The sequence below is a fragment of the Streptomyces sp. sk2.1 genome (genome assembly GCF_008120935.1).
In the GTDB taxonomy this organism is placed as follows: Bacteria; Actinomycetota; Actinomycetes; order Streptomycetales; family Streptomycetaceae; genus Streptomyces.
On the sequence record NZ_RDBO01000031.1, the window covers coordinates 1 to 12,219 of the forward strand.

Below are 12,219 nucleotides of genomic sequence, written 5' to 3' on the forward strand. Positions count from 1 at the left end.
GCCCCAGCACCCGGTGCGGCAGCTCGGCGAGGGCGTCGTTCGCCGCGGCCGTGGACGTGCCCGCCAGATAGGGCTCCACGACCACCACGTCGAAGTCGGCGGTCGTGGCGGAGGCGAGGGACTGGACGTGACCGTGCTGTACGCGGCCACGGTGCGCCCGTTCGACGGGGCCGGGCTGCGCGGGGCGGTCGACGGGCAGGACGCCGCCGACGTGGTGGTCGTGGAGCCCTATCTGGCGGGCACGTCCACGGCCGCGGCGAACGACGCCCTCGCCGAGCTGCCGCACCGGGTGCTGGGGCTCGGCGTGGGGCGGGCCGAGCTGCGCAGGTACGGGCAGATGGACGAGCACCTGGCCGCCCACGGGCTGGACCCCCGGGGGCTGCGGGAGCGGATCGGCGCGTTCCTGCGCCGCTGACCGGGGCACGACGGCCGTCCGACGCCGCCGGTGGGGTGACCGGTGGCGCCGGACGGACGGGGACCGCGGGCGCTACGGGTGGACGAACACCTGGGAGAGGGCCACGCGTCCGGTGCCGGACGTCACGATCTTCACCGTGCGGGTGCGGCTGTCCAGGTCCAGGACCGTCGGGCGCAGCGCCTTGCCGCTGACGTGGATCGTTCCGTCGTCCGTGACCACGTCGAAGTCGGCGGTCGTGGCGGAGGCGTCGTTCCAGATCTCGATCCGGCGGACGCGCCGCTCGTCGCCCAGGTCGACCTGCCACCGGGCGCCCGTCTCGGACCGGGTGCGGGTGTCGGTGGTGGTGTCGGCGTCCAGGGCGAGTGCCGGGCCCGCCGCGCCCTCGGTGGAGGACTGGGTGGCGGTGCCGGTGCGGGCCAGATCGGTGCGCAGCTGCTCGACCGGGCCGCCGCGGGCACCCGCCCGTCCCGCGACGGCGAGGGCCTCGGCGGGCAGCCGGTCCAGGCCGGTGCGGTTGTCCGTCATGACCGAGCCCGTGCCGCCGAGCGCGGGTGCCGCGGTGTCGGTCCAGTTGCCCCGGGCGGTGTTCCGGATGCCGTAGTCCGCCCAGTTCGAGATCCACTTGTAGCCGACGCGGGTGACGACGTTCTTCTCGACGAGGATGTGCGAGGACTGTTCGTCCAGGTAGATGCCGTTGCCGTCGCGCTCGGTGTTGCCGAAGGCGGAGCGGTTGACGTAGTTGCCGGAGATCACCGTGCCCGGCTGCGCGCCCTGGGTGTAGATCGCGCCGCCGTCGTGCTGCTCCTGGGCGACTTGCATGACGTCGGTGATCCGGTTGTTCGTCACCTCGTTGTCGCGCAGGACGGACTTCTGGGCCTCGGGCTGGTTCCAGCCCCAGCCGACCGAGATGCCGGAGTAGGGCAGTCGGTCCAGGCTGTTGTGGTCGATGGTCAGTTCCGCCTCGTAACCGGCCCAGATGCCCACCGAGTCGGTGTACTCGACGCCGGTGCGGGAGATGGTGTTGTACGCGACCGTGTTCCGCTCCCCCGCGAGTTCCGGCCCGGGCATCGGCTCGGTGTCGCCCACGTACACGGCGCCCGAGGACAGGTCGGTGAAGGACGAGCGGGTCAGGGAGCTGTCCCTGGTGCCGGCTTCGAGGATCGCTCCCGCCCCGCCGAGCCGGTCGAACCGGGCGTTGTCGATGTCGATGTTCCGGCCGCCGCGAACGGTCACCGCGGCGGCCGGCTTGGTGTAGAAGCGGCCCGCGTGGTCGACGGGGCCGGTGGCTCCGGTCAGGGTGAGACCGGCCTGCGTGCCCGCGTAGCCCTCGTCGGTGCCGGGTTGGCGGTACGCCGCGTACGCGAAGCCGATCCCGCTGACGGTGATGTCGTGGGCGCCGTCGACGAGGAGCAGTTGTTCGGTGTGCGGGGTGACGGCCCGCGCGCGGCGCATGTTCTCGCCCGGGCGCGGCAGGTAGGTGACGGTGCGGGCCTCGGAGTTCCAGACGAACTCGCCGGGTTCGTCGAGGAGTTCGGGGGCGTTCTCGAAGAAGGCGACGCCGCTGTAGCGGGCGGAGTCGACCGTGGTGGAGTCCCAGGAGGGGCCGGTGCGGTCGGTGCCGCTCGCCGAGTTGGTCCAGCAGGGCCGGGCGAAGGTCATGGCGTCGCCGTCCACGCCCGTGATCCGGCAGTGGTAGTTGCGCCAGCGGATCCGGATGACGGCCTCGGCGTCGGTGGGGCGCTGCCAGGTGGCGATGCCGGTGGCGGTCGCGCCGGTCATGCCGGTCCTCGTGGCGTCGCAGGTGCTCGCCGCGCAGGCCCCGCCCCGGGCGCGGGTGGCGCGCCGGCCGTCGACGAAGAGCTGGCGGGGTGTGACACCGGCGGGGGCGTCGGCGGTCCAGGTGCCGTCGGTGTTCTGCCGCCAGCCGGTGATGTCCCGCCCGCCGGAGAGGACGGGGCGGGCGCCGGGGGCGGCGGTCCAGGTGACCGTGCGGCCGTTCCCCCCGGAGTCGGCGGCGCCGAGGACGAGGGGTTCGTCGAGCTCGTACGTGCCGTTCCTCAGGAGTACGCGCTCATCAACTACGGAGTCGAGGGCACGGACTTCACCCGCGACGCCCAGGGCAACCCGGCCCTCACCAAGAAGGGCACCCAGGACGTCACCGTGCCCTGGAAGTTCATGTGCAGGTGGAGCCCCGGCCGTCGGGGGCCGCGTACAGGGTGCGGGGGCCTGGTGCGGCCTGGGCGGGCGGGGCGGTGAGGAGTCCGGTCAGCAGGGCGGCGAAGGCGGCGGCGACGGTTCCTCGTACGACGTTCACCGGTCGGTTCACGCGGTGGCCCTCCAGTCGGGGTGGCCGGGCATGGGCGGGTTCACGGCCCCGAAGAGCCAGTCGCGCAGGAACGGGTCGAGGGACCTGTCGCCGGTGACGTCGACGGCGTGCCGGATGAAGTCCTCGCTGGTGTACGTGGAGTCCTTGAAGCGCCGCACCCATTCGCGCATGATCCGGTCGAACTTCCGTTGTCCGACCTGCTTGTCGAGGGCGTACAGGACGAGTGCGCCACCGTCGTAGATGTTGGTGCCGCCGAGCGCCCGGGGCAGTCCGGGCGGGCCGTCGGCGGCGCGGACCGCGTCGAGCTTCTCGTACGTCGCCTTCATCTTGTCCTCGAGGACCGACCAGCCGCGCTCCTCGCCGTACACCCCGGCGTAGTACACGGCGGGGCCCTCGTTGAGCCAGGCCTGCTGCCAGTCGTTCGGGGTGACGGAGTCGCCGAACCACTGGTGGACCAGCTCGTGGACCATGGTGGTCTCGTAGCCGGGCTGACCGTTGGCGTTGGGCTTGAACCAGTTGGTGGAGAACAGCGAGAGGGTCTGGTTCTCCAGGGCGTCGGTGTAGCCGTCGTAGATGTGGACGCCGTAGACGGAGAACGGGTAGCGGCCGAACTTCGCCTCCAGCCAGGCGAGATGATCCGCGGTGCGGGCGACGATCGGCCCGTACTTGTCCTCCTGGCCCTGCGGGACGATGTGCCGCAGCGGCAGTCCGCGGTGGCTGGTGCCGTACAGGTAGGTGCCCTTGACCACGGCGATGCCGATGAGTTCGGTCGCCATGCGCTCGCGCAGGGCGAAGTGCCAGACGGTGGAGCCGTCGGCGCGCGGGGACTTGTGGAGCAGTTCGCCGTTGGCGGCGGCGACGTAGCCCTCGGGCGCGCTGATGTGGAAGGTCCAGGTCGCCTTGTCGGAGGGGGTGTCGTTGCAGGGCAGGAAGGTGTCGGCGCGGGAGGACTGGGCGGCGGAGGCGAAGCCGCCGTCGGTGCCGAACTTCCAGCCGGTCAGGCCGAGTCGGGGCGCCTTTCCGTTGCCCCGGTAGCGCACCTCGGCGGTGAACGCCCGGCCGTCGTGCAGCGGGCGGGCCGGGGTGACGGTGAGTTCCTGGCCGCTCTTTCCGGGCGAGATCTCCCAGCGGGCGGGGCGGCCGGCGACGGTGATGGAGTCGATGGTGTGGCCGTCGGTGTCCAGGTTGAACGAGGAGAGGTCCTGGGTGGCCCTGGCGTCGATCCGCACGGTGGCGGTGAAGTCGTAGGTGACCGGGGTGAAGTCGAAGGTCAGGTCGTAGTGGACGACCTGGTAGCCGCCGTTGCCGAGGGTCGGGAAGAGCGGGTCGCCGACGCCGTCCGAGCCGGGCTGCGGGTCGAAGCCGTGCGACCGGGCGGCGGCGGGCGAGCCGAGGGCGGGCACGGCGACGGCGGCCGCCACCGCCGCACCGCCGAGCCGGAGGGCCGTGCGTCGTGTCGTGGTCACTTCTTCCCCTTCTGGAAGGCTTCCTCGAATTCGCCGCGGGCCTGCTCGCCGCCCTTGGCCAGGTAGTCCTTGACGAGCTGGTCGTAGGCGGACATGGGCTTGCGGCCCGCGATGATGTCCTTGAGCCCGTCCGCCTTCAGCGTGCCGAGGCTGCCGGAGCCCTTCGAGTCCCAGGTGGGGGACGAGTACTGGAGCACCGGGTCGGGCACCATCATCGGGATCATCTTCGTGAACGCGTCGTGGACATGGCGGACGCCCTGCTCCGAGTCGGCGCTGAAGATCGCGGGGACGGCGGAGGCCATGAACTTCCAGGGCACGGTGACGTCCTGGGTGCCCTTCTTGGTGAGGGCCGGGTTGCCCTGGGCGTCGCGGGTGAAGTCCGTGCCCTCGACTCCGTAGTTGATGAGCGTGTACTCCTGGCTGCCGAACGGGGACGCGGCGAAGTCGGCGAGGGCCAGGATCTCCTTGACGCGGTCCTCCGACGCCTTCTTGATGTGGGTGTTCTGGAGGGCGACGTTGTCCATCCAGGCGACGGCGTCCTTGCCGACCGGCACGAACGGGCGCGGGTCGTACTTCTTGTCGATCGCCTTCATCGAGGCGATGTAGCCGACGCCGGGCGCCAGGTAGGTGGGCATGCCGTCGTAGACGTAGGCGCCCTTGCCGTTCTTGAACATGTCCGTGTACTGGGCCTTCTGCGCCCCGGACATCTGGAGGGTGCCCGGGTAGTAGCAGCCGGCCTCGTACAGCAGCCGCGCCGTCTCGACGGCCTTGCGGTACTCCGGGGTCTCCAGGTCGCAGGTGAACTTCCCGGTCTTCTCGTCCAGCCGCCAGAAGCTGGGCGCGCCCGCGGACATGGCGAGCATGGTCGTGGCGCCCGCGATGATGGCGTACTGGTCCTTCTTGGGCCGGGTCAGTTCCTTGCAGAGCTCGACGAACCGGTCGAGGTCGGTGATCTGGTCGAGGCTCGTGACGCCGACCTCCTCGAACAGGTCGTGGCGGTAGACGCCGGCGCCGCCGGTGCCGGTGCGGGCGATCGGGATGCCGTAGAGCTTGCCGCCGAAGATGGCGCCCTGCCACGCGCCCTTCGGGATCGCGGCGAGGTTCGGGTAGTCCTTGATCGCGTCCCCCGCGAGGTGCGGGGTCAGGTCGGCGCACTTGGCCCGGAGGAAGGCGGCCTTGTTGTCGACGCCGCCGCTCTCCGGGTACATGAACAGGTCGGGCAGGCTGTCGCTGGCGACCATGGTGGAGAACTTGGTGCCGTAGTCGTCGGCGGGGACGGCGGTGATGTCCACCCGGCCGCCGAGGAGCTTCTCGATCTCCTGCCAGGCCGCGTTGGAGCCGCGGGCGGGCGGCGGCGGGGAGAAGGTCTCCATCGTCGCGCTGATCGGCTTCGCGCCCTTGAGCGGGGTGCCCTCGGTGGCGCGCAGCGGCTGGGCCGGGTACTTGAAGAAGCCCTGCGGGACGCCGGCGGCGGTGCCCGCCAGATCGGGTTCGAGGCCGATGTTGCGGACCGCGGTGTCGGGCAGCAGCGAGGCGCTCTTGGCCTCCGCCTTCGCGGTCGCGCCGCCGTCGCCGCAGGCGGCGAGCAGCGGGGCGGCGGCCAGTCCCAGACCGATGCCCGCGCCCATGCGGAAGAGTGCTCTGCGATTGATGGGGGTGGAGCTCGACACCTGGATCTCCTTGGGAGAGGGGAAGGGAAGGAGTGGGGGGCGGCGGTTGCGCTCGAAAGGCTGTCGGGCGGTTTCTCAGCCCTTGATGGCGCCGGTGAGCACGCCCTTGGTGAAGTAGCGCTGGAGGAACGGGTAGACGCAGAGGATCGGTACGACGGCGATCACCAGGACGGCCATCTGCACGGCCTGCTGCGGGGCGAGCGCCTCGCCCGCCGAGGCGGCGTTCAGGCTCTGGCCCTGGAGGACGTAGGTGCGCAGCACCATCGGCAGCGGCCACTTGTCGGAGTCGTTGAGGTACAGGAGCGCGTTGAAGAAGGCGTTCCAGTACGTCACCGCGTAGAAGAGGCTGATCACGGCGAGGACGGCCTTGGACAGCGGCAGGACGATCCGGACCAGGATGCGGAAGTCGCCCGCTCCGTCGACCTTCGCGGCGTCGTACAGCTCGTCCGGCAGGTTCATGAAGAAGGACCGTAGGACGACCAGGTTGAAGGCGCTGACCAGGGTGGGCATGACGAGCGCCGCGTAGGTGTCGTACAGGCCGAGTCCCTTGACCAGCAGGAAGTTCGGGATGATGCCCGCGTTGAAGAGCATCGTGAACAGGGCGGTCATCAGGATGAAGCGGGAGCCGGTGACGTCGCGGCGGGAGAGGCCGTAGGCCATGCCGACGGTGACGAGGAGGCTGGCGAGGGTGCCGAGGACGGTGATGCCGATGGAGACGATCAGCGCCCGGGTGACGACCCCGCCGGTGAAGATGGTGCGGTAGGCGTCCAGGGTGGGGTGGTCCGGCCACAGGACGAGGCCGGAGCTCTTGATGATGTCGGTCTGCGAGGCGAAGCTCGTGCCGATCACGCCGACCAGCGGGTAGGCGACGGCGAGGACGACCACGACGATGGCGACCGCCTTGGCGGTCTGTCCGAGGCGGGTCGGCCGTTCCATCCACGGGGGCCGTCCGTCGGACTTCCGGGCGGGGGCGGGGCGGGGCGCCGGTGCGGTGGAACTTGTCGTGGCGCGCGTCTTCTCAGCGGTCAGCACCGCGGTACACCCCTTCGTGGCCGAGTCGGTGGGCGAACTTGTTCGCGCCCAGGACGAGTGCGGTGCCGATGACCGCCTTGACGAGGCCGACGGCGGCGGCGGCGCCCCAGTCGTTGTCCTTGATGCCGTGGTAGTAGACGTAGGTGTCGAGGACCTCACCGGCGTCCGGGCCGACCGCGTCGCGCTGGAGCAGGATCTGCTCGAAGCCGACGGAGAGGATCTGCCCGAGGTTGAGGATCAGCAGCAGGATGAGGACGGGGGCGATGCCCGGCAGCGTCACGTGCCACAGCCGTCGTCGCGGTCCGGCGCCGTCGATCGCGGCGGCCTCGTACTGCTGTTTGTCGATGTTGAGCAGCGCGGCGAGGATGATGATCGTGCCCCAGCCGGCGTCCTTCCAGGCCACCTGGAGCGTCAGCAGCCAGGGGAAGGCGTCGGGGTCGCTCATCATGTCGTAGCGCGGCAGCCCCATGCCGCCGAGGACGTCGGGCAGGAGTCCGGCGCCGCCCAGGATCTGCTGGAAGATCGAGACGATGATGACCCAGCCGATGAAGTGCGGCAGGTAGACGACGCTCTGCACGAAGCGCCTGACGCGGTCGCTGGCGATGCTGTTGAGCAGCAGGGCCAGCGCGATCGGGATCGGGAAGAAGAACACCAGCTGGACGAGGGCGATCTCCAGGGTGTTGAACGTCGCGGACCAGAAGGCCGGTTCGCCGAACGCGGCGGAGAAGTTGGCGAACCCCACCCAGACGCTGTGCATGTAGCCGAGGTACGGCTGGTAGTCCTGGAACGCCACGACGTACCCGAGCAGCGGGACGTAGTGGAAGACGACGAAGTACAGCAGACCGGGCAGGGTGAGCAGCAGCATCACCCGGTCCCGCTTGAGCCGCTGGCGGAGCGTGAGCCGGTGCTGTGCGACGGCGGCCCCGGTGGTGGGCGGGGCGGGTGTCTCGGCCTTCGGTCGCCGTTTCTCCCGCGGCAACGGGGGTGCTGTTTCAGCCATTGGTGCGTCCTGTTCGGCTGGGTGGCGCGTGGTGGGCCTTCTGGGGCCGCAAGTTAGTAAGCGGTTAACCCAAGCGTCAAGGGATTGAAGCGAACACCATCGAACCGCATCCCTTTTGATGACCGAATCCGACGTCAACAGTCCACAAATATGCGAGCGAAACGGACAGTTGAGGCGTGCGGGAGCTTGACGGTCGACCATCACGCTCCTTAGCGTGCCGGTCATTCCATAGAACGCGATTACTATCCGGAGGCAGGGTGCGAACCACCGAAGAGGCACCGGCTCATTCCGGTAGCGATGCTGCGGCAGCGTCCCCGCGACGACCGCGCACGGTCCTGGTCATGAACCCCGGTCTGCTCGACGACGTCTTTCCGCCACCCGTACGGGCCCGCCTCGAGGAAACCGCCGACCTTCTCACCCCGTCCGCGATCAGCGAGTTCGACTCCCCCGAGGCCGCGGCGGCGCTGGGCCGCGCCGAGGTCCTGCTCACCGGCTGGGGCTGCCCGCCGGTCGACGCCGGACTGCTGGACCGGGCACCCGCGCTGCGGGCCGTGATCCACGCGGCCGGCACGGTGAAGACCTTCCTGTCCCCGGTCGCGTTCGACCGCGGGCTGGTCGTCTCCTCGGCCGCAGCCGCCAACGCCGTGCCGGTCGCCGAGTTCACCCTGGCGGCGATCATCATGGGCGCCAAGCGGGTGTTCCCACTGGCCGGCCTCTTCCGCACCCGGCGCACCCACCGCACCCACGCCGACCTGGACCGCCAGCACTGGCTCGGCACGCACGGGCTGACCGTCGGCGTCGTCGGGGCGTCCCGGATCGGCCGCCGGGTCATCGAGCTGCTGCGGGTGCTGGACGCGGAGGTGCTGCTCCACGACCCCTATGTCGACGCGGTCGAGGCGCGGTCGCTCGGCGTCACCCCGACCGATCTGGACACCCTGGTCGCGACCAGCGACGTGGTGACCGTCCACGCCCCCGACACCCCCGAGACGCGCGGGATCATCGACGCCCGCCGGATCGCCCTGATGCGCCCGGGCACCCTGCTCGTCAACACCGCGCGCGGGCCGCTGGTGGACACCGAGGCACTGACCGGGCACCTGGTCAGCGGGCGGCTGGACGCGGTCCTGGACGTGACGCACCCCGAGCCGTTGCCCGACGGCCACCCGCTGTGGGACCTGCCCAACGTCTTCCTCACCCCGCACCTGGCGGGCGCCCAGGGCAACGAGGTGGGGCGGCTCGGGGCGCTGGCCGTCGAGGAGCTGGCCCGGTACGCGCGGGGCGCCGCGCTGGAACACCCGGTGCACCGGGCGGACCTGGGGAGGATCGCATGAGTCACGTCCCCCCGCAGGCTCTAGGCTCGGCGTCACACAACAGCCTCCAGGGGGTGAGCCGGATGCGCCGGCAGAGCACAGCCGCGGACGGACAACGGCGCGCGACGGTCACCGACGTCGCGCGGCGCGCGGGCGTATCGACGGCCACGGTCTCCCGTGTGCTGAACCGCAACTACCCGGTCGCGGAGGCGACCCGGGAGCGGGTCGAGGCCGCGATGCGCGAGCTCGGCTACGTCGTCAACGCCCACGCCCGCGCACTGGCCGGGGTCTCCAACCGCACCGTCGGCATCATCGTCAACGAGGTCGTCGACCCGTTCTACGCGTACATCGCGCGCGGGGTGGAGCGGGAGGCGGCGCTGGGCGGACGGCTCTGCCTGGTCTGCTGCACCCAGGGCGATCCGCAGCGCGAACTGGCCTTCATCGACCTGATGCACGAGCGCAGGGCGGACGCGGTGGTCGTGGTCGGCGGTTCCATCGCGGATCGCGGCTACACCACCGAACTGGCCCGCCGGGCCCGCGAACTGGACGCGGGCGGATCGAAACTGGTCCTGTGCGGCAGGCCGCCGCTGGGCGAGCAGGCCCCGACCGTCGCGGTCGAGTACGACAACGAGGGCGGCGCCTTCGCCATCACCGACCACCTGCTGATGCAGGGGCACGAGCGGATCCTCTACCTCGGCGGTCCGCCGAAGCTCTCCACCACCCGCGACCGGCTGGCCGGCCACCGGCGGGCCCTGGAGCTGCGCGGGATCGCGCCGGATCCGGACCTGGTCCACCCCGGCGCCTTCAGCCGCGGCTTCGGCCACCGGCGGATGGCCGAACTGCTGCGGGGCGGACCGGACTTCACCGCGGTGTTCGCCGCCAACGACATGGTGGCGGCGGGCGCGGCGCAGGCGCTGGAGGAGGCCGGGCTGCGGATCCCGAAGGACGTGTCCCTGGTGGGGTACGACGACATCCCGGTGGCCCAGGAGCTGCGGCCGCGCCTCACCACCGTCCATGTGCCGCTGGAGGAGATGGGCCGCCAGGCGGTACGGCTCGCCGTGACCGGCGGGGACGAGGACGACTGGCGCGAGCCCACCACGGGCGCGCTGCGGCTCGGCACCCACATCGTGGTACGCGATTCCGTCGCGCCGCGGTCCGCCCGGCCCACCGGCATGTGACCGGTTACTTCCTGCCTGTCCGCAGTCAGCCATAGAAAATAACAGTAACTCCCCACCTCCTCTTGCCTCTCCATAGCAACCGCTTACATGCTGGCGCCGAGCAGCACTCGTTCCGCACGCCTTCTGCCCCTCACTCGTTCGCAGGGAGAGTTCCGCATGCGCATGTCCGCCGAATCCGCCGGCTCCTCCACCACGCCTCCCGCCGCGTCTTCCGTGGCGCCCTCCGCCACACCTTCCGCCGCCTCCTCCCCCGTCGGCCGCCGTTCCGTTCTCGCCGCGGTGGCCGGAGCGGGCACGGCGATCGCGCTCGGCGCCGGGACGGCCCGGGCAGCCGCGGCCGGCACCGCCGCCGGGCACCCGGGTTCGCGCCCGCTCCGGCTGACCCTGACCGCCCGGCCCGCCGCCGAGGCCGAGCGGCTGCGGCTCGGACAGGCCCTGCGCGGCTCGGAGTTCCAGCCCACCGGCCTGTACGTCCCGGGCGGCGCGCCCCTCTCCCTCACGGTCCAGGCGCACGACGGTCTGCTGCCCACCCTCTGGATCGGCGCCTGGGACTACTACGGCGAGATCACCGAGCCCCGCGCCCATCCGCTCACCGAGGGCGCGAACACGGTGACGGACCCGCACGGCGGGCCGGTCCACCTCACCCTGACCGGGAACGGCGAGAAGGCGGGCGTACTGTTCCGCTCGGGTGCCACGCCCATGCCGGTCTTCGCCCTGGGCCGCACCTCGGAGGCGGACTACCAGCGGCAGTTGGACACGTTCACCGCGTCGCCGTACGTGGAGCTCCACGCGCCGCGCACGATCATGACGCTCACCCGCGAGGGCGCGCTGCTGTACCGGGACGAGGACCACGCGGCGCTGCTCGAACTGGTCGAGACGATCATCGAGTCGCACGCCCGGATCAGCGGCCTGGACGGTTCGAAGCCGGTGCACCGGCGCAAGGCGGGCCCGTACCACTTCACGGAGGTCAGCAAGGTGCCCAGCGGTGTCGGCGCCTATGCCACGCACGGCTACAACGGCTTCCCGCGGGCCTATCTGGACCGGGCCACGACCGTGGAGGGGCTGCGGACCCGCGGCTGGGGCCTGTACCACGAACTCGGCCACCTGCATCAGCAGTTCGCCTACAAGCCCGGCGGCCTGACCGAGGTCACGGTCAACATCTACTCGCTGGCCGCGCAGCGCACCCTCGGGCAGCCGTCCAATCTCCTCACCGTCGACCCGAAGACGGGCCTCGACCCCTTCCGGTCCGCCCGGCAGAAGTTCGGCACACCGGGGCTGACGTACGAGAAGTCCTTCGGCGCGTACGAGAAGCTCGTCCCGCTGCGCCAGCTGGAGCTGGCCTTCGGCGAGGACTTCTGGCCCCGGATGCACCGGCTGGTCCGCGAGGAGAACCCGCAGTCCCACTACACGGAGAACGAGAAGCGCTACCGGGCCCTGGCCACGTACTCCAGCCGGGTCGCCGGCCATGACCTGACGGACTTCTTCGTGAACACCTGGGCGTTCCCGATCGACGCCGTCGGCCGGGCCGAGCTGGCCGCGCTGAACCTCCCGAAGCCCCCCGTCGACCCGTCCGCCCTGGCCGACTGACCGCCTCGACAAGGAGTCCACCGTGGACATCGGCAGAAGAACCCTCCTGATGGCGGGCGGCGCCACCACCGCCACCTCGGCGCTGCCCGCGAGGGAGGTGCCCTCGGTGGCCCAGGCGGTCGCGAGGGTGCGCAGCCGGGTGTAGCTCTGGCCGAAGTTGCCCGGGGCGGTGAGCGGCGCGAGGTCGGACCAGAGCGCGGTGCGTCCCGCGCCGCGGTCGAGGGTGTCCCACAGGCCC

At 71.2% G+C, this 12,219-nt stretch carries 8 protein-coding genes and 2 pseudogenes; 5 read left to right on the forward strand and 5 right to left on the reverse strand.

Annotated features, from left to right (window positions below; genetic code table 11):
• Window positions 1-415 (forward strand): annotated as a pseudogene (locus tag EAO76_RS11905) (transketolase); the annotation flags it as partial.
• Window positions 416-487: 72 nt separating this feature from the next.
• Here EAO76_RS11905 and EAO76_RS11910 read toward each other — a convergent pair.
• From EAO76_RS11910 to EAO76_RS11930, 5 genes and pseudogenes are all read right to left on the reverse strand, one after another.
• A pseudogene (locus tag EAO76_RS11910) lies at window positions 488-2,741 on the reverse strand (right-handed parallel beta-helix repeat-containing protein).
• Window positions 2,738-4,207, reverse strand: a complete 1,470-nt coding sequence (locus tag EAO76_RS11915) for a M1 family metallopeptidase (RefSeq protein ID WP_148835896.1) — start codon at window positions 4,205-4,207, stop codon at window positions 2,738-2,740. Before EAO76_RS11915 ends, EAO76_RS11910 begins: the two are co-directional and overlap by 4 nt.
• The gene (locus EAO76_RS11920; protein ID WP_148835897.1) at window positions 4,204-5,877 is read right to left on the reverse strand and encodes an extracellular solute-binding protein; all 1,674 of its coding nucleotides are present in this window, start codon (window positions 5,875-5,877) and stop codon (window positions 4,204-4,206) included. Before EAO76_RS11920 ends, EAO76_RS11915 begins: the two co-directional genes overlap by 4 nt.
• A gap of 75 nt (window positions 5,878-5,952) precedes the next feature.
• A complete protein-coding gene (locus EAO76_RS11925; protein ID WP_148835898.1) occupies window positions 5,953-6,813 on the reverse strand; it encodes a carbohydrate ABC transporter permease in 861 nt (286 codons plus the stop codon).
• 82 nt (window positions 6,814-6,895) lie between these two features.
• Entirely contained in the window at window positions 6,896-7,909 is a 1,014-nt protein-coding gene (locus EAO76_RS11930) for a sugar ABC transporter permease (RefSeq protein ID WP_148835899.1), read from the reverse strand.
• A gap of 341 nt (window positions 7,910-8,250) precedes the next feature.
• Here EAO76_RS11930 and EAO76_RS11935 point away from each other — a divergent pair, with 341 nt between their 5' ends.
• From EAO76_RS11935 to EAO76_RS46090, 4 genes are all read left to right on the forward strand, one after another.
• The gene (locus EAO76_RS11935; protein WP_187438575.1) at window positions 8,251-9,237 is read left to right on the forward strand and encodes a hydroxyacid dehydrogenase; all 987 of its coding nucleotides are present in this window, start codon (window positions 8,251-8,253) and stop codon (window positions 9,235-9,237) included.
• Between the two features lie 62 nt (window positions 9,238-9,299).
• Window positions 9,300-10,394 carry a LacI family DNA-binding transcriptional regulator gene (locus tag EAO76_RS11940; RefSeq protein ID WP_148835901.1) on the forward strand — a complete coding sequence of 365 codons (1,095 nt, stop codon included), beginning with the start codon at window positions 9,300-9,302 and terminating at the stop codon, window positions 10,392-10,394.
• Window positions 10,395-10,556: 162 nt separating this feature from the next.
• Window positions 10,557-11,981 carry a M60 family metallopeptidase gene (locus tag EAO76_RS11945; RefSeq protein ID WP_148835902.1) on the forward strand — a complete coding sequence of 475 codons (1,425 nt, stop codon included), beginning with the start codon at window positions 10,557-10,559 and terminating at the stop codon, window positions 11,979-11,981.
• 22 nt (window positions 11,982-12,003) lie between these two features.
• The gene (locus EAO76_RS46090; protein WP_262375407.1) at window positions 12,004-12,126 is read left to right on the forward strand and encodes a hypothetical protein; all 123 of its coding nucleotides are present in this window, start codon (window positions 12,004-12,006) and stop codon (window positions 12,124-12,126) included.
• Window positions 12,127-12,219: the final 93 nt, after the last annotated feature.